Origin of the sequence: Nonlabens ponticola (assembly GCF_003966335.1) — a bacterium.
Lineage (GTDB): Bacteria > Bacteroidota > Bacteroidia > Flavobacteriales > Flavobacteriaceae > Nonlabens > Nonlabens ponticola.
In genome coordinates this window covers 1,268,889-1,287,737 of the sequence record NZ_CP034549.1, presented here as the reverse complement: position 1 = coordinate 1,287,737, position 18,849 = coordinate 1,268,889, and the positions used below count along the sequence as shown (strand labels likewise).

The following is an 18,849-nucleotide window of genomic DNA, read 5'->3' as shown; positions in this document are numbered from 1 at the left end:
AGTAATTTATCAAATCACTTTTACTGCACTTCTAGCCATGTTGCCCTCAAAACCTTAATTTTGCAAGACTATGGCAAAGAAGAAAAAATATCAAGATGTAGATCTACCAGTTCCTGAAGAATTGCTGCAGGAAACCATCAAGCAATTGAAACAGGGTAATGTGATCCTGTATCCTACAGACACCATCTACGGTATAGGCTGTGACGCTACAAATTATGATGCTGTAGAAAAGATCTATGAGATCAAGAAGAGAGATCATTCTAAATCAATGTTGATACTGGTGGACAGCTTTCAGATGCTGGATCAATATGTTGAAGAAGTGCCAGAAATGGCTTGGGAAGTTCTCAAATTAAACAAGAAACCACTGACTATTATCTACGACAGGCCTAAGGGCATGGCAGAAAATTTGGTTGCTGCAGACAACACCATCGGAATAAGAGTCACAAACGATCCTCTATGTCGCAAACTCATCAGCAGATTGCGCAGGCCTATTGTGTCTACTAGCGCTAACTTCAGTGGCGACCCATCACCAGTTCACTTTTCAGATATTTCTGAAGAGCTAAAGAATAAAGTAGATTATGTTGTGGATCTACCGTTACCTGGTAAAGATATCAAGCCTAGTTCCATCATGAAGATTTCCAGTGATGGCGTCATCAAAATCATCAGAAAGTAAGTGTCTGATTCCATCAAATATCCTGAAGCGCTTGAAGCGCCTGTATTCCAAATATTATCAAAAGCGGCTAGCGAGTTACGCATGCCTAGCTTTGTGATAGGTGGTTTTGTGCGTGATTTCTTTTTGAAAAGAGGAAAGGCAACAGATATTGATGTGGTTGCCGTAGGCAGCGGCATTGAACTTGCCAAAAAAACCAAAGAGCTGCTTGATCAAAGTACCAAGATCAGCATCTTTAAAAATTATGGTACCGCCATGCTCAAAACGGGCGATCTAGAACTGGAATTTGTAGGTGCGCGCAAAGAGAGCTATCAGCAGGAAAGTCGCAATCCCATTGTTGAAAACGGCACGCTAGAAGACGATCAAAATCGCAGGGATTTTACCATCAACGCCATGGCTTTTTCTTTAATGCCGGGAACATTTGGCGAGCTGGTAGATCCATTTAACGGCATGCAAGATCTCAAAGATCGTATTATACGCACGCCACTAGATCCAGATATCACCTACAGCGATGACCCATTGCGCATGCTGCGCGCAATCAGGTTTGCGAGTCAATTAGGTTTTAGGATTGAAGAAGAATCTTTTGAAAGCATCAGGAAGAACGCTGACCGCATCAAGATCATCACCAATGAGCGCATTCATGTAGAGCTGCACAAAATCATGCTGTGCGACAAACCATCGCTAGGGTTTCTATTACTTGAAAAAAGCGGATTGCTGGATCACATCCTGCCAGAGCTTACAGCCCTTAAAGGCATCGAGGAATTAGAAGGTCAGACACACAAAGACAACTTTTACCACACGCTAGAAGTAGTCGATAATATCTCACAACAAACTGATAGTCTTTGGTTACGCTGGGCAGCACTACTGCACGATATTGGTAAAGCACCTACTAAGAGATTCAGCAAGAAAGTGGGCTGGACTTTTCATGGTCATGAATTTAAAGGCTCGCAGATGGTTTTCCACCTGTTCAAGAGATTGCGCATGCCACTTAATGAGCATATGAAATTTGTTCAGAAGATGGTGCGCATGTCCTCTAGACCTATTGCGGTGATTGACGAGAGCGCGACTGATAGCGCAGTGCGCAGATTGGTTCATGATGCAGGCGATTATATCGAGGATCTCATGACGCTGTGTGAAGCAGACATTACCACCAAAAATCCACGCAGATTCAAGAAATACCACAACAATTTTCAGAAGGTGCGCGACAAGATAGTAGAGGTTGAGGAGCGTGATCACGTGCGCAACTTCCAGCCGCCAGTTTCTGGAGAGGAAATCATGAAAGCCTTTGGTTTGAAGCCGTGCCGCGAAATTGGTATCATTAAATCAACTATCAAAGAAGCCATTCTAGACGGCGATATACCTAATGAGCATGATGCGGCCTATGAATTGATGCTCAAAAAAGGGAAAGAATTAGGACTTGAGGTTCACTAATTTTATTAATTTAAGAGTATGAAAGTAGCGTTCACATTCTTTACGATCCTCATGGCAAGTTTTGCTTTGGCTCAGCATCAGTCTAACAGTGCACAAAAATCTCAGTCATTATTACTCAATACGGTGGCCTATCAACCTACTTCTGTAATATCAAAACCTATGAAAACCAATACCTCAAGACTTAGGTTTTGGAATCCATTAAAGGTAAATGCACAAGTATTTTCAGTACAAAGTTCAGTCTCTCCTATGCAAATCGACAATTACCAGGACCAGTTGTCGCAAACGTATGAGAATATGCTCATTAATTTTACCTCGGTTGACCAGTATGCTGTGAAGTACAAGTACACTAATCGCGCGCTCTACGAGGCTGGCAAGAACACGATTTTTTCACAGATAGAAAATCCTTTCGCTTGCAATATGCAATTCTAGCGTTAGAATTTTGGTGGCTATTTAGCTTTCGCGAAAGCGTAATCAACAACAACATCCTGCAAATTTTAAGCTGATCCTAGCATGTCCAAATACGTGCAAGTGTTATCTTGACACCATTCAAAATTCGAGATTTTTCATAGCACATCATGACACACCAAGAGATTACCGATAGATTTATAAGTTACATCACCATTGATACAGAGTCTGATCCAGCCAGCGATACCACGCCTAGTACAGAAAAACAATGGAATCTTGCGCGCAAGCTGCATCAGGAATTATTGGACATGGGATTGAGTGATGCATCGATTGATGAGAATGCCTATGTGATGGCGACTATACCATCAAACCTTGATCGTGAAGCACCTACCATAGGTTTTATATCACATTTTGACAGCACGCCAGACTTTACGGGTGCTAACATCAAACCGCAAATCATAGAAAACTATGACGGCGATGATATACCTCTCAAAGGCAGCGATCTGATCCTATCGCCTGACTATTTTGAAGATTTAAAGCAATACAAAGGCCAGACCATCATCACAACTGACGGTACTACACTGCTTGCCGCAGACGATAAGGCTGGAATAACCGAGATCATGACAGCGGCAAAACACCTCATGGATCATCCAGAAATCAAGCATGGCGACATTAAAATAGGCTTTACACCAGATGAGGAAATAGGTCGTGGCGCGCACAAATTTGAGGTGGCAAAATTTGGTGCAGATTGGGCTTACACTATGGACGGTAGTCAGATAGGTGAGCTGGAATATGAGAATTTCAACGCTGCTGGTGCCGTAGTAACGGTCAAAGGCAAGATTGTACATCCAGGATATGCCAAAGGCAAGATGATCAATTCAATGTACATTGCGACAGAGTTTATAGGGTCGCTGCCACGACTGGAAACACCAGAACATACAGAGGACTATCAAGGATTTTTCCACTTACACGATATGGAAGGTGCCGTTGAGGAAACCAAATTGCACTATATCATACGCGATCATGACAAGGATCATTTTGAGGCTCGCAAGGAAATGATGCGCAAGCTAGTGGCCGACCTCAACGCACAATATGATACAGATGCCGTAAGCATCGAGATCAAGGATCAATATTTTAACATGAAAGAAAAGGTCGAGCCCGTCATGCACATCGTCGAAATTGCAGAACAGGCCATGAAAGACCTAGATATTGAACCCATCATTAAACCCATACGAGGTGGTACTGATGGATCGCAACTAAGCTATATGGGTTTGCCTTGTCCCAATATTTTTGCAGGTGGACATAATTTTCACGGGCCTTATGAATATGTGCCTGTAGAAAGTATGATCGCAGCCAGTAAGGTCATCGTGCGCATAGCAGAGTTGGTGGCACGGAAGAAATAGTCTATGCAATGAAAACGAAAGCCACCAACACAACTGAATACATCGCTATGTACCCGCAATGGGAACAACAGCTTACCATCATGCGGGAAATCCTGGAAGACACGATACTTGTACCAGAAATTAAATGGGGCGCGCCGTGCTACACCTTAAAGGGCAAAAATTTGATAGGAATGGTAGCCTTTAAACATCATTGCGCGCTCTGGTTTCACAAGGGAAGCTTATTGTCAGACCCATTTGGTGTACTTGTAAATGCGCAGCCAGGAAAAACCAAAATGCTAAGACAGATGAAATTTCAGCAAGGTGAAGTATTAGATCGGGCTTTGATTGCAAAATATGTTCAAGAGTGCATCGATTTAGAACTAGCGTCGCAATAATTGCGTGAATTGTTTCATTCTGATAATCTACTATCCGTAAGTAAATTCTAAAGCTGATGCAACCTTTGCTTATCTTCGGCATCTTAGAATAAACCAATCAATCATGAAGAAACTATTATTTGTAGCTGCAATACTAGCAGCAGGTACTGCATTTGCCCAGGATACGGACCAAACTGATTCAGAAAGAAGACTAGAAGAATTCAATAATCAAAAACGCCATGAAGTTAGCCTAGACGTAGTAGCAGGTATCGCAGGTTTAGGGATCAATCCGCGTTATGAATATGTTCTAGGACGCTACAGTGGTGTTGGTGCAGACTTAAACATCGGTATAGCAGATGAGGATGACCTTGATTATAGAGAAACCTTTAGTTTAACGCCCTACTACAGACAGTACTTCTTCTCTAAAGAGGACTATGGTGCTAAAGGCTTTTACGCAGAAGGGTTTTTGAAATTCTACACTTTTGAGGATGATTATTACAACTTCGACAGCAATCAAGGTTTTTCTACAACTACAAGTGAGTCTTATTTTGAGACAGCCATCGGTGCCGGAATAGGCTGGAAATGGGTAAGCAATTCTGGTTTCTTAATCGATATCAATTTGGGAATAGGCCGTAATCTAGGTCTGGCAGACGAACCAGAAGATGATTATCTACCAGAGGTAACCGGTCGCGGTGGCGTGAATTTCGGTTGGAGATTCTAGAACATACTTCAAACACATCAAAAGGCGATCCAGTGGATCGCCTTTTTTGTTTTGACCTATTGGTTATTTACGCTTTCGCGCCTGCCTGCCGGCAGGCAGGAAAGCGGAACAGCAACAATTACTAAAACAAAAAACCTGACCGCTCTAAAACAGTCAGGTTTATTTCATTATAGTGATAAACACTATTTCCCTACCACATGTAACTCACTAAATTCTTTGTGGATGTACATGGTTTGGGTCTTGACATCATACTTCAATTCTTCTAGCGGGATTTTTGCATTATCAACCTCAACATAATCAATCTCAAATGGCAAACCGATGAAATTAAAACGCAGTGTTTCATATTCCGTTTTGAATTTACCGTCTTTGTATTGTGAAATCACCATCTCTTTTTCAGAGCCTTTGAACTTCAAATTACGTAAACTGAAACGGCCTTTCTTATAATCGTAACCATCATTAGCATCTTCATACACGATGGACTTTTCTTTGCCTATGGTGTAATAAACGTCTAGCGTCAGGAACTCAATCTTCTTCTCGCCTACATACTGCATCACTGGATAACGCGGTATGATTGAACCAGATTTCACAAATAGCGGAATGCTGTCAATATCTGCATCTACCCATTCCTCACGACCACCTGTGATGGTCTCACGAGTCCAGTAATTGTACCACTCGCCTCGCGGTATGTACATGCGACGACCTTTAGCATTAGGCTCCAATACTGGACAAACCAGTATCTGATCACCAAAAATGAACTCATCGTTGCGGTAATGTGTTTGAGCATCTTCTTGATCATAGATCACTAGAGACTTCAGCATTGGTGTGCCTTCTTCAGCATATTGCCAGAAAGTGGTGTATAGGTATGGCAATAACTTATATCGCAACTCCACAAACTTTCTTGTGATGTTGGTAACGTTCTCGTCAAAAGTCCATGGTTCTTGATCGCCATGATCACCACTGGAATGCACCCTACAAAACGGATGGAACACACCTAGCGCAATCCATCTGGCAAAAAGCTCGCCTGTAGGCTGTTCTGCAAAGCCACCAATATCAGATCCTGCAAAGGACATTCCTGATAGCGCCATGCGTTGTGCCTGGATATTTGCAATGCTCAAGTGTTCCCAAGTCGCTACATTATCGCCAAACCAGCTGCTGGTATAACGCTGCGTTCCAGAATAGGCAGATCGTGTAATTACAAAAGGGCGCTTAGGGTAAATAAATTTCTTCACGCCTTCATACGTCGCGCGTGCCATTTGCATTCCATAGATGTTGTGCGCTTTTCTATGCGAGCAAGGATGCCCGTCATAATCGTGGCGCACGTCGTCTGGAAACGTCTTATTAGGCACTTCCATGACCGCAGGCTCGTTCATATCATTCCAGATACCCGATAATCCATTATCAGCAATCAAGCCTTTAAACAATCCAGCCCACCATTCACGCACTTCAGGATTGGTGTAATCTGGGAAATAGCACTGGCCTGGCCACACTTTACCTTTCATGTAAGGACCGTCGGCACGCTTACAGAAGTAATCGTTGTCCATGGCTTCTTGGTAGACACTATAATCTGGATCTACCTTAATTCCTGGATCGATGATGGCGATGGTCTTGAAACCATCTTCCCGCAAATCGCTAATCATTTTGGTAGGATCTGGGAACTTATCATTATCCCATGTAAAACAACGGAATCCATCCATGTAATCAATATCCAGATAGATCGCATCACAAGGAATCTGCAGCTCGCGGAATTTTGCCGCGATTTCTCTCACGTTGCTTTCAGGATAGTAACTCCACTTACACTGGTGATAACCCAGCGCCCACAATGGTGGCAACTCGGGTTTACCAGTCAACTCTGTATAACCGCTCACGACGCTATTCACATCTGGACCGTAGATAAAATAATAGTCCATGGAACCACCTTGCGCCCAGAAGCTGGTCACGTGATGACGCTCGTGGGCAAAATCAAAATAGGATCTAAATGTATTGTCAAAGAAAATACCGTAGGCCGTTTTATTCTGCAATCCTACGTAAAATGGTACATTCTTATAAAGTGGGTCTGTTTGTTTTCCAAAAGCATATTGATCAGTACCCCAAAGCTCAAAACGCTTGGCGCGCATGTTCATATCTGCTGGCTTGTCGCCTAGGCCGTAGTAGCTCTCGCCAGGCTGTGCTTTTTTGGACATCTTGACGATCTCACCGCCGTATTGATAGCTCTCTTCATAGTGAAAGCCTAGCTCATCCTCACAAATGATCTTGCCATCTATATCAAAGATGCGTGAGCGCAAATCTGCTTTAGAAATGCGGCACAGCACCTTACTGGTTTGCACCTCATAATAATCTTTATGCTCGCTTACTTCTAACTTATTGTAACCACGATTACCGCTATGATCGATGGCATAGGAAAAATCATCTTCCATCTTGCCGCCTACACCGTACCTAAAACGTAGCACACTGTCACGCAGCACCTGCAATTGCAGTATCACGCCATTATCTGTTGAAAACATTAAGGTATCGACCGTGTGATCAAAGGACGTCAACTTTCCAGGGAAGACATTTCCCTGATTATTTAATTCAGTATTTGTAATCATAAAATGATGATATTCAGTATTTTGAAGCAGTAATTAACCCTACTGCTAGTGCTTGGTAAAATAATAAAATCCCACTAGTTCTCATGCTTGATGGTGATCTAGTTGCGCAAAGGTTTGCGGTGCAGTTTGTCGATAATTACGCTTTCGCGAAAGCATAAACAAAAACATCATTCTAATACAACAAATGCTTATCACCCTAAGAAATACGGGCTATTGAGCAATATATCTTAATTTCTGATGTTTAATGACGTGTTAAGATCGCAGTTAAAGAAAGTTAAGCCGAATCTTGATAGCGCAGTTCGCCCTTAGAATTGCCTAAATTTTTAATTAAAACCCTAATTATGAAAAATGTATTGAAATGGATGTTAATTCCATTGATGTTTATAGGAATTGTTTCCTGTAGCGATGATGACAACAATGATGGCACCGCGCGTGTTACTTTTAAATTGGTCGATGCTCCTGGCGATTATGACAATGTTTTTGTTGATGTTCAAGGAATTGTGGTAAAGTACAATGGAGATGTGGACGATGATAATGACAGCGACGACATTGACGATATCGATGAAGATGAGAACACGGTTATCATCAACATGGATAACACCGGCGTTTATGACCTACTGGAACTTACTGGTGGTGAGAACGTGATCCTTGCAGACGATGAAATTCCTGCGGGTAGAATAAGCCAGATACGCCTGATTTTAGGTGATGACAATTCGGTTGTGATTGATGGTGAATCTTTCCCTTTGAGAACACCTAGTGCACAACAATCTGGATTAAAACTGCAGGTAAACGAAGAGATTGAAAGCGGTATTCTTTACAATTTCGTTTTGGATTTTGATGCCGATAAGTCGATCGTAAGACAAGGTAATGGCGGATTTTCATTAAAACCAGTCATACGCACACAGCTTGAGGCTGCGTCTGGCGCGATCGCAGGATCTGTAAACCCTATTGATGTTCAAACGCTTGTGACAGCCAGCAATGGTGTTGACGAGATCACGACCTTTACCAATGCAGATGGTAATTATCGCCTGAGTGGTGTACCAGCTGGAACCTACACAGTGACTTTTGAACAAGAAGTTCCTGGTAGTGACAATGATAATGATGAAGACGATGACACTACAGAAACTCGTACTATCGTAGTAAACGATGTAGAGGTCTCCACAGGTGCAGTGACTACACTTGAATTAGTGGACTTTGATCAAGATTAAGTAGAGATCAAAAACTTATCAAAGCGCGATCATATTTTTATGGTCGCGTTTTTTTGTGACAGATTATGAATCATAAAAAGCTCAGCCTTTATCAGACTGAGCTTTTATTATTTTGATAGCAACAATTATTTTACATAGCCTGTGCTGCTGCGCTAGCCACTGCGTGATCATTTTCTACGGTACTGCCGCTTACGCCAACTGCGCCTATGATCTCGCCATCCTTATTTTTAAGCGGCAATCCACCTGGAAACGTAATAAGACCACCATTAGAATGCTCAATATTGAATAGCGACTCGCCAGGCTGTGATATTTTACCAATCTCACCAGATGGCATATCAAAAAATCTAGCGGTTTTGGCTTTCTTGAGTGCAATGTCTGCGCTACCTAACCAAGCACCATCCATACGTACAAAAGCAACCTGATTTGCTCCTGCATCGACGATGCTTATGTTCATTTTGGTATCTAGCTCTACCGCTTTAGACTTTGCTTTTTCAATTAAGGCTTCCGCCTGCTTTAAGGTAATATTCATCATTTCTTGTTTTCTTACAAGTTAGAGGATGGATGAGCGATCGAGCTGTGATTGTGGGAAGTTTAACGGCAGTAATGGAAACGTTGGTGGATTATTTTAACTGATTCTCTTTATCAGATGCCAGATCTGCTATTTTCCAAACGTATTTTTTTACTCCTTTAGCGATCTCTCCTAGGCCATCATCGTCTTGATAAGCTATCGACAACTCATCACTTATTTTTTCTAAACATCTAGAAGCATAATTAGCTCTCTTCGTCAGTCATAGACTAGATTCAAATACCATACACCAAAACTCCCAACGGCGGTAAGTCCACTACTCCACTTTGATCACGGTATTGCCACGACTCTTCTTGAGATTTGATAGATTTTTTGACTTTAAAGTCGCTACCACCGTACTTGGACTCATCGCTATTGAATAGCAATTTATAGTTCTTATTTTCTGGCAAACCAATGCGATAATTTTCTCTAGGTACTGGCGTCATGTTACAAACGATGACGAGATGTGAGTCTTTGCCTTTACGCACATAGCTTATCACACTATTGTCAGCATCCTCATGTGAGATCCATTCAAAACCTGCTGCATCAAACTGTAGCTCGTGCAGCTCTGGCTGTTTTTTGTAAAGTTTGTTCAAGTCCGTAAGTACCGCTTGAATTCCTTTATGTGGTTCAAAGTCTGTTAGATGCCAGTCAAGACTGCCATTAAATTTCCATTCTTCATGCTGGCCAAATTCTGATCCCATCATCAGTAAATTACCGCCTGGATGCGTGAACATGTAGCTGTAAAGCAAACGCAGGTTGGCAAACTTCTGCCAATCGTCTCCAGGCATGCGACCTATAATACTGGACTTACCGTAAACCACCTCATCGTGCGATAGTGGCAACATAAAATTCTCTGTAAAAGCATAAGTCATGGAGAACGTCAAATCATTTTGATGGTGGCGTCTATAAATAGGCTCTTTCTTGAAATATTCCAACGTGTCGTGCATCCAGCCCATCATCCACTTCATCCCAAAACCAAGACCACCTATGCTGGTAGGCTTGCTTACCATAGGAAAGCTGGTGCTTTCCTCAGCAATGGTTTGCGTGTCTGGATAATTGAGATAGACTGCCTCGTTCATCTCACGCATAAAAGCAATGGCTTCCAGGTTTTCACGACCACCGTGAACATTAGGTTCCCATTCTCCATCTTCTCTTGAATAATCTAGGAATAACATGCTGGCCACTGCGTCAACTCGCAAGCCATCTACATGATATTGATCTAGCCAGAAAAGAGCGTTGGATATTAAAAAACTTTTGACTTCATTACGACCATAATTAAAGATCAATGATTTCCAGTCTGGATGATAACCGCGTCTGCGATCTGGATGCTCATACAAAGCGGTACCGTCAAAAAATCCTAGACCGTGCGCATCTTCTGGGAAATGTGATGGCACCCAATCTAGAATTACTCCTAATCCTGCATTGTGAATGGAATCTACCAACTGTGCAAATTCTTCTGGATAACCAAATCTTGAGGTAGGCGCAAAGTATCCTGTGATCTGATAACCCCAAGATGGATCATACGGATACTCCATAATCGGCATAAACTCGATATGAGTGAATTCCATCTTTTTGGCATAATCCACGAGCTCGTCAGCCAATTCTAGAAAACTCAGGCTGCGGTCTTCTTCTATCTTGCGTTTCCAGCTGCCCAGATGCACCTCATAAACAGAATAAGCGCTATCCAGCGCATTGTGTTTGGCGCGCTTTTGCATCCACTTTTTGTCGGTCCAGTTGGGTTTGTAATCCCAAACCACGCTAGCGGTTTTTGGTGGATGCTCGCATCGACGTGCGTATGGATCGGCTTTCTCTGTTTTGATATCGTTATGCGAACTGTGAATCTTGTATTTGTAAGTCGCACCATGCTTGACTCCAGGAACAAATCCTTCCCAAATACCGCTACTATCCCAACGCACATGCAATGGGTGTTCACCTTCTACCCAAAAATTGAAATCTCCAATGACGGAAACAGCCTTGGCACTTGGTGCCCAAACCGCAAAATAGGTTCCTTCTACTCCATCTTTAGTGATGACATGAGAACCAAACTTCTCGTACAATCGATAATGCTTGCCTGCTTTGAACAAGTCAATATCAAAGTCAGTAAATAGGGAATGTGTGAGTACGGTGGACATGGTTGGTTTATTGATTGAAGATTTTAGAGATTGCAATATGTAAATTAGACTTTTTGCTGCTTGTGATTCATAATGCTTTGAATACCTCGCAGTGGTATGATCGCCCAGCTAGGTCTAGAATTGAATTCGTATCCCAGTTCATAAATTGCCTTTTCAAGCAGACAAAATTGTAACAAGAAATTGACCTCTTTCTGGTAGCCTATGTTTAAGTTGTTGTTATGTACATGATGCAGATAAGTGTCTAGAAATATGGAAATCAAATACTTGTACAACAGTTCGCCCGCTTTATACAAATCTTCTATTGGTAAACCTAGTTGATCACGATGCTCAAAAATGGTTGAATAAATGGCATAATGAAAACTGCGGAACATTCCTGCAAGATCCTTTTGTGGCATTTGCTTCACCTTGCGATCACGAATAGTACTTTCAGGCTCGCCTTCAAAATCCAGTAAATAAAAATCCTCGCCATCTACCAGCACTTGCCCAAGATGGTAATCACCATGGATACGAATGCGCTCACCTTTCATGTGGTGCCAGTCAAATTCTATAAATCGCGCACGCACCTCATTCTTGCGCTCCAATAATTCTTGAGCCAATTCCAGCGCTTCATCTTTCAATTTATGTAGGTTGTTCTCTACCGTATTCAGTCGATTTTGGAACATGTACAGCAACCTATTCTTAAGCCATACGTTATAATCTCCATTGTACTTATCTGCTGTAAATTTCAAATCATTGCGCTCTGCTCCTATCGCCACGTGAAATTGTGCCGTGCGCAACGCAAGTGTCCTGATGCGTTTCAACAAATCCAGCCCAGTCCAGTCGACGATCTCGTGCGGTACCTCGCGCAGCTTGAGCCTAGAAAATAATTGTACTTCTGGCAAGGTGTTTGGGTCAATATGCTTTCGCGAAAGCGTGCTAAAAACAGTCTTTAATTCTCCCAACATCCATTCCCAACCATCACCGTCATTGGGCACCAGTTTTTGCATTAATGCCAGCGTGATATCGTGCCGCTTTACAATATTTAGATTAATCGAACCGGTATAGGTAGGCGATCTGTCAAAGTTGGTATGCTCAGTCAGGTAGCGGCAAATCTGGTAATCTGGATTGGTACTGCTATAAATCCTGCGGAAGAATTTGATAATGTGTTTATCATTAAAAATGATGCTGGTATTGGATTGCTCTGCACCCAGGAATCTGCTGCTTATATACTCCGTTTCTTCCAGTTGCTCGCCTGCGTGAAAAGTTATAGTACCCAATCCTTCTACAGGATGCGACTCAATAATTTTTTCAAAGAGAACTTTTCTAAAGGAATCGAGGTATAAAGCATCAACCAAGTAACCTGTCTTCTCACCTAATTGAACTGGCGCAATAAGACCATCGCCAGCCGCCTTTTTGTCCTCCACAAAGCCTAGCGGTAGAAAATAATGCTGGTAAAAAGCTTCTTTAAAATTGACTTCAAGCAGCAAGCCATAAAAGTGATCGCCTTTATGCGCTATGGTAAAAAACTCACTAATCTCTAGGTATTTGAGTGTACTACTCTTGCCACCGTACCATCGTTGTGAGACCACATAGTTCTCTAGTACATCTTCAGTCAATTGTTTCTTGAAAGCTGGATCATCCAGCAGGTTTTCCCATCGCGTGGGATTGGTCAGTTTTACTTTAGACATGGTAGGTCAGGTGGTTGATTGTAGTGTCCTTGAAGATATAAATAATTCTGTAGGTTTTCAATACCTCAGATTTGCTTTCTATATCTATCGCTGCACCTCAAAAATGTGAAACGGCAAAACTGGGTTGAGTTTTACAAAATTGTGCGTGCCTTTCCAGTTGTAACTGCTACCTGTGATCACATCTTTAACGGTGTAGGTATGATGCTCATCTATTTGCATGCGCTCTAGTGGCATGGCAACCCAACTTTCCTGCTCATAATGTGGATCCAAGTTTACCGCCACGATCACCTCACTTTGATGATTATCACTCCACTTATAATAGGTCAATAGCTGGTCATTATCATTGTGCAAAAACTGTAGGTTATTGGTTTGTTGCAAGGCTGGCAAATCATGGCGCGCTTGATTGATTTTGGTGATCAAGAGTGTGAGTTTGTTGCGTAAACTCCAGTCGTAGTTAGCAATCTGGAACTTTTCTGAATCTAGATATTCTTCCTTGCCTGGCAAGGCACTCGATATCATTTGCTCAAAAACAGGCCCATAAATCCCGATACTGGAACTTAAAGTTGCGGCTAGTGCATAGCGTTGTAAATGCACACTCTCATTTCCCGACTGCAGTGCCCATGGATTGATATCTGGAGTGTTGGGCCAGAAATTGGGCTGCATGTATTCACGTTCTTGATTCTGGGTAAGCTCTGTCAAATACTCGGTGAGCTCGTGTTTGTTGTTGCGCCAGGTGAAATAAGTGTAGGATTGCTGGAAGCCTACCTTGGCAAGCTGCTGCATCACCTTAGGTTTGGTAAAAGCCTCAGCAAGAAAGATCACATCGTTGTGCTTTTTCTTGACCTCGCTTATCAAGTATTCCCAAAAATGAAAAGGTTTGGTATGCGGATTATCAACTCTAAATACTTTGATATCAAACTCTTCTACCCAATACAAAGCGATTTTCAGCAATTCTTTCCAAAGATTTTTCCAGTCTGGCGTCTCGAAATAAATAGGTAGAATATCCTGATATTTTTTCGGCGGATTTTCTGCATACTGAACCGTACCATCAGGTCTCCAACGGAACCACGCTTTGTGTTTCTTTACCCATGGATGATCTGGTGCTGCTTGTAATGCATAATCCATTGACACTTCTATACCTAAGGATTTGGCTTGCTGGATAAGTTCCTTAAAATCTTCCTCACTACCCAGATGTGGATGCAACGCCATATGACCACCATGCTTAGAACCGATACCCCAACAAGAACCTACATCGTCGCCGTGCGCGGTCGTAGTATTGTTCTTTCCCTTTCTATTTACGTCTCCAACTGGATGAACTGGTGGAAAATACAAGGTATCAAAACCCATTTCCTGCACGTATGGCAACAGTTTCTCACAATCCTTGAATGTACCGTGCTCATAATTGCTGCCTGCACTGCGTGGGAAAAACTCATACCAGGTTGAGAATCGTGCCTTTTTTCTATCGACAGTACACGTATAACTATCGCTGCTGGCTAGGAATAATCTAGCTGGATATTTGTAGAAAATGTCGTGCAACTCGCTTGATGTGGCTATCTGAACTGCGGCGTCATAGTCAGCATCGTTTTGAAATAGTTCGATGGTTTTTTTAAGGTATGATGACTCTGTTTTGTTTGCTTTCGCGAAAGCGTGCTCCAAATGAATCACTCCATCAAGCAACTCACTTTTCACGTGTTGACCATCTGCCAGTTTGCGGGAAATTCCATGCTGCCAATTGAGTGCGTAATCGACCCAACCCACAAGTTTATATTCATAAGAACCCAGTTTTTCTACTTGGAAAGAACCACTCCAAAGGTCATTGCCTTGATCTAAAAGTCTGTTCTCTTGCCACTTGCGAGCCTTTTCATGTTTGTACATGACAGAGGCCTGAACGATATCGTGACCGTCCACCAAAACATTTGCGCTCACATGGACCGTTTCCTGACTAATGCGTTTTATGGGATGTCTACCAGCGTTGATTTGCGGCTGGACGTTCTCAATGACAACTCGTTCCTGATTCATGTTGGTAAGGTTTTCTCAAATGTATGAAATGACATGTTACTCGTGGGTTATTTTTACGAAAGCGATTGCGATCACCGTAACCATTCAACCTAACGACCACAGCTTCATGCCCAGCATTCATCTGAGAACCGAAATCAAAGCACCCATTGAACTAGTCTTTGATCTGGCGCGTAGTATTGATTTGCACGAGCACTCGATGGAGCATACTAATGAGAAAGCCATTGCAGGCAGAACATCTGGATTGGTTCAACAAGGCGAGACCGTAACCTGGCAAGCCAAGCATCTAGGCATCACCCAAAAACTTACCAGCAAAATCATAGCCGTGCAACCTCATCACTACTTTGCTGATGAGATGAAAAGTGGCGCTTTCAAGAGATTCAAACATGAGCACTTTTTTGAAACCTCAAGTAATGGATGTATAATGCGAGACATTTTTGACTACGACTCGCCATTAGGTATCCTAGGCTCACTAGTAGATGCCATTTTCCTCAAAAAATACATGACTGATTTATTAAAGCGTCGCAATCAATTACTCAAAGAGTTTGCCGAGTCAGATCGCTGGAAAAACTTGCCTGGAATGCGGGAAAATTATTGATTAGCTTCTTAATCGGCGTTTCTCGAAGGCAACTCGAAAGCAAAACAAAAAACCCTCGAATATCGAGGGTTTTTGAAAACTATTTGATTTAGAATTACTTCTTCTCAGCAGGTGCTTGCAGCTTTCTTGTAAGCTCAACTGATATAGCTGATCTTTCAAAAAGTAGCTTTCCTGCATTGGTGTCCACCATTACGGTACCTTTCTCGGCATTGATCTGATTAACCTTGCCATGAATACCGCTGGTTGTGATGACTCTATCACCTACTTTTAAAGATTCGGCAAATTGTTTTTCTTCTTTGCGTCGTTTGGATTGTGGTCTAATGATTAAGAAATAAAAGACCAGTACAATTAATATGTACGGCGCAAACTGTAAAATCTGTTCCATGAAATGTATTAAGCGTTAGGCGTTGCCGCTTGACCGCGTGGAGTAACAAAACCATTGATTGTGATAGACTCTTGTCCAGACTTAGTATTGGTTTTGATCGTTACTGTTTTAGTCTGTGCATCTGGCTTACCGCTGGTGTTGAACTTTACTAGCATCATACCTTTCTCGCCTGGCGCTACTGGTTCCTTAGTCCATGTAGGAACGGTACAACCACAGCTACCTTTTGCATTTACAATTACAAGTGGTGATGAACCTGTGTTTGTAAAAGTGTACTCGTGTTCTACTACTGTACCTTCAGTCACGGTACCAAAGTCATAAGACGTCTCGTCAAAAGTCATCTCAGGGTAATCTTGCTTTACTGCATCACGCTGTGCTGCTGCTGTAAGGTTTGCTTCATCAATTTTGGCAGATGCGCTCTCGTTACAACTTGTAAATAATGTCGCTGTTGCTGCTGCAACTATCAATACTAATCTTTTCATTTTATGCTGTTTAATTAAGGGTTCAAATATACTTAAATGGCTACTTGTTTACAACGCTCGTACTTTACTTACATTGTTCCACGACCTATCTTATTGATCTGATCGTTCTTTTGAAATTGTTTGAGGAGATTATCGAGGATACCGTTGATAAAAACGCTACTCTTAGGTGAGCTATAATCCTTTGAAATCTCTAGATATTCATTGAGACTTACCTTAACAGGTATCGTTGGAAAATATAAAAACTCACATTGCGCCATCATAATGAGGACGCTATCTATCTGTGCGATACGATCTTTATCCCAGTTAGGCGTTTTACCTTCTACTCTTTTAGCCAGCTCATCATGATTCAAGATCGTCTTGCGGAATAGCTCCATCGCAAACTTGATATCATCAGTATCCTTAACTAGTTCTGGAAGCTTCACCTCTTTGTTAGGCTTCACTTTGCGCAGGAACATGATCATCGCCGTATTTACTAGTGGATAATCGTCCATCCATGTGATATGCACATCTTCTAGATAATCCATGAGTTGGTCGCTGGGCGCGATTACATCAGTATAAATGTTAGTGATGAAAGTTTGATCTTTTTTAATGGATGGGCTAGGCTCGCTAGCATACATCACATATTCCTTACTCTTGATAATGTCGTTGTAGATGTTCTCAACATATTTTGAGTCTAGATCCCAAGGTTTCAACTTACGTTTTGCAAGGGCTTCTTTGAGCACCTCGCTACTTGCTAATTGCTTGAGAACTACATTATCGATAAGTGCGCTGGTGATATTTTTCTCTGCCTGAGACCCTAAATGGCGTGACTGTGCCGCCTTATGTTTTTCTACCGCTATTTCATGCAAACGAACAAGTAATTGTGCCATGTACAAAAACAAGGTCAACGTTTGCGTCATGCTGGAATTCAGGAATTTCTCAAGATCCTTCAAATCATCAGGTCGCTGCCTGTGAAATGAAAATACTGCCTGCATAACCTTGATGCGCAATTGTCGTCTAGTAAGCATAAGAACGTAATTTCTTTGGTATGTTTTGAAAGCTGTTGGTGATTCAGCTTTCGCGAAAGCAAAATTACAACAAGCCCACTGCAATCAACAAGCTTGTTGCTACATTATTGACTAGTGGTTGTCCTTTCTCCTGGCATTGATACGAGCCTCGGCGATTTGAAGAGCTGCAAGGTGTGTAGTCACGCCATTTTCCTGTGCTTTATTAAAGATTTCCAGCGTCGTGGTATAGATATTCTCTGTCTTGCGCATGATCTCGTTGCGGTCATAGCCTTCCAGCTCTGCATAGACATTGATGATTCCACCTGCGTTGATCAAGAAATCTGGCGCATAGACGATACCACGCTGCTGCAATAACATGCCGTGCTTATGCTCATCTGCCAACTGATTGTTTGCGGCACCAGCGATAACACTGGCCTGAAACTTATTGATGCTATTATCATTGACAGTCGCGCCCAGCGCACAAGGTGCATAGATATCCATAGGCTCTGCATGCAGGTCTGATCCTTCATAGATGGTCGCGCCATACTTTGCTCTCACCTCTTCCAGCCGTTCGCGATTGATATCTGCGATGAAGACCTTGGCGCCTTCTTCAGTTAAATGCTCGACCAGCGTCTCACCTACATTACCTATACCTTCTACATAAATCACTTTATCCTCAAGAACATCAGTGCCAAATTTATATTGAGCCGCTGCTTTCATTCCCATAAAAACACCGTAGGCCGTGATGGGCGATGGATTTCCTGCACCACCTTTTTCCTGTGAGATTCCTGTAACATAAGGAGTGACTTCTCTCACGGTATCCATGTCTTCTGTAGTCATTCCTACGTCTTCGGCAGTGATGTATTTACCGCTCAAAGAATGCACAAATTCACCGAACTTACGCATCATTTCTGGCGTTTTCTGTGTTTTTGCATCGCCTATAATCACGGCCTTGCCACCACCTAGATTAAGTCCAGTAATCGCACTTTTATAAGTCATCCCACGTGACAACCTTAACGCGTCATTGAGTGCAGACCACTCATTGTCATAATTCCACATTCTGGTGCCACCTAAAGCTGGGCCTAACACCGTATTATGAATTCCTATGATGGCCTTTAAACCTGTATCTTTGTCATTGCAAAACACAACTTGTTCATGGTCATTAAAGGACAGTTGTCCAAATACGGGATCCTGATTGATTATTTGATCCAGAGTCGTAAATTGTTGTTGAGACATAATGAT

17 protein-coding genes are annotated in these 18,849 nt (G+C 42.3%); 8 read left to right on the top strand and 9 right to left on the bottom strand.

Annotated elements, in window-relative coordinates:
- The first annotated feature begins 70 nt into the window (after nt 1–70).
- The 6 genes from EJ995_RS05725 (at nt 71) to EJ995_RS05700 (ending at nt 4,983) form a co-directional block, all read left to right on the top strand.
- Nucleotides 71–673 carry an L-threonylcarbamoyladenylate synthase gene (locus tag EJ995_RS05725; RefSeq protein WP_126446503.1) on the top strand — a complete coding sequence of 201 codons (603 nt, stop codon included), beginning with the start codon at nt 71–73 and terminating at the stop codon, nt 671–673.
- A 12-nt stretch (nt 674–685) separates the two neighbouring features.
- Nucleotides 686–2,101 carry a CCA tRNA nucleotidyltransferase gene (locus EJ995_RS05720; RefSeq protein ID WP_241234715.1) on the top strand — a complete coding sequence of 472 codons (1,416 nt, stop codon included), beginning with the start codon at nt 686–688 and terminating at the stop codon, nt 2,099–2,101.
- Between the two features lie 18 nt (nt 2,102–2,119).
- Nucleotides 2,120–2,530 carry a hypothetical protein gene (locus EJ995_RS05715; protein WP_126446501.1) on the top strand — a complete coding sequence of 137 codons (411 nt, stop codon included), beginning with the start codon at nt 2,120–2,122 and terminating at the stop codon, nt 2,528–2,530.
- 146 nt (nt 2,531–2,676) lie between these two features.
- Complete coding sequence (gene pepT, locus EJ995_RS05710; protein ID WP_126446499.1) at nt 2,677–3,909, top strand: peptidase T; 1,233 nt, start codon at nt 2,677–2,679, stop codon at nt 3,907–3,909.
- Nucleotides 3,910–3,917: 8 nt separating this feature from the next.
- Complete coding sequence (locus EJ995_RS05705) at nt 3,918–4,283, top strand: DUF1801 domain-containing protein (protein WP_126446497.1); 366 nt, start codon at nt 3,918–3,920, stop codon at nt 4,281–4,283.
- Nucleotides 4,284–4,386: 103 nt separating this feature from the next.
- Entirely contained in the window at nt 4,387–4,983 is a 597-nt protein-coding gene (locus EJ995_RS05700) for a DUF3575 domain-containing protein (RefSeq protein ID WP_126446495.1), read from the top strand.
- Between the two features lie 182 nt (nt 4,984–5,165).
- Here the strand turns inward: EJ995_RS05700 and EJ995_RS05695 are convergent, their stop codons facing one another.
- Nucleotides 5,166–7,568, bottom strand: coding sequence for a glycoside hydrolase family 31 protein (locus EJ995_RS05695; RefSeq protein WP_126446493.1), 2,403 nt, complete (start codon nt 7,566–7,568; stop codon nt 5,166–5,168).
- A gap of 341 nt (nt 7,569–7,909) precedes the next feature.
- Here EJ995_RS05695 and EJ995_RS05690 point away from each other — a divergent pair, with 341 nt between their 5' ends.
- Entirely contained in the window at nt 7,910–8,776 is an 867-nt protein-coding gene (locus tag EJ995_RS05690) for a DUF4382 domain-containing protein (RefSeq protein ID WP_241234700.1), read from the top strand.
- A gap of 130 nt (nt 8,777–8,906) precedes the next feature.
- Here the strand turns inward: EJ995_RS05690 and EJ995_RS05685 are convergent, their stop codons facing one another.
- The 4 genes from EJ995_RS05685 to EJ995_RS05670 form a co-directional block, all read right to left on the bottom strand.
- Nucleotides 8,907–9,305 carry a GlcG/HbpS family heme-binding protein gene (locus EJ995_RS05685; protein ID WP_126446491.1) on the bottom strand — a complete coding sequence of 133 codons (399 nt, stop codon included), beginning with the start codon at nt 9,303–9,305 and terminating at the stop codon, nt 8,907–8,909.
- 272 nt (nt 9,306–9,577) lie between these two features.
- Complete coding sequence (gene glgB, locus EJ995_RS05680) at nt 9,578–11,476, bottom strand: 1,4-alpha-glucan branching protein GlgB (RefSeq protein WP_126446488.1); 1,899 nt, start codon at nt 11,474–11,476, stop codon at nt 9,578–9,580.
- Between the two features lie 44 nt (nt 11,477–11,520).
- On the bottom strand, nt 11,521–13,143 hold the full coding sequence (locus EJ995_RS05675) for a maltokinase N-terminal cap-like domain-containing protein (protein WP_126446486.1): 1,623 nt from the start codon (nt 13,141–13,143) through the stop codon (nt 11,521–11,523).
- 84 nt (nt 13,144–13,227) lie between these two features.
- On the bottom strand, nt 13,228–15,162 hold the full coding sequence (locus EJ995_RS05670) for an alpha-1,4-glucan--maltose-1-phosphate maltosyltransferase (protein ID WP_126446484.1): 1,935 nt from the start codon (nt 15,160–15,162) through the stop codon (nt 13,228–13,230).
- 106 nt (nt 15,163–15,268) lie between these two features.
- Here EJ995_RS05670 and EJ995_RS05665 point away from each other — a divergent pair, with 106 nt between their 5' ends.
- A complete protein-coding gene (locus tag EJ995_RS05665; protein ID WP_126446482.1) occupies nt 15,269–15,757 on the top strand; it encodes an SRPBCC family protein in 489 nt (162 codons plus the stop codon).
- A gap of 94 nt (nt 15,758–15,851) precedes the next feature.
- On the opposite strand, the gene yajC is transcribed toward EJ995_RS05665, so the two are convergent.
- The 4 genes from yajC to EJ995_RS05645 all read right to left on the bottom strand — a co-directional run bounded on the left by yajC (nt 15,852) and on the right by EJ995_RS05645 (nt 18,843).
- Entirely contained in the window at nt 15,852–16,142 is a 291-nt protein-coding gene (gene yajC, locus EJ995_RS05660) for a preprotein translocase subunit YajC (protein WP_126446480.1), read from the bottom strand.
- An 8-nt stretch (nt 16,143–16,150) separates the two neighbouring features.
- Nucleotides 16,151–16,621 carry a DUF1573 domain-containing protein gene (locus EJ995_RS05655; protein WP_126446478.1) on the bottom strand — a complete coding sequence of 157 codons (471 nt, stop codon included), beginning with the start codon at nt 16,619–16,621 and terminating at the stop codon, nt 16,151–16,153.
- A gap of 68 nt (nt 16,622–16,689) precedes the next feature.
- Nucleotides 16,690–17,628: a transcription antitermination protein NusB gene (locus tag EJ995_RS05650; protein ID WP_126446476.1), complete on the bottom strand. Its 939-nt coding sequence runs from the start codon at nt 17,626–17,628 to the stop codon at nt 16,690–16,692.
- A 111-nt stretch (nt 17,629–17,739) separates the two neighbouring features.
- Nucleotides 17,740–18,843, bottom strand: coding sequence for a Glu/Leu/Phe/Val family dehydrogenase (locus tag EJ995_RS05645; RefSeq protein WP_126446473.1), 1,104 nt, complete (start codon nt 18,841–18,843; stop codon nt 17,740–17,742).
- Nucleotides 18,844–18,849 lie beyond the last annotated feature (6 nt).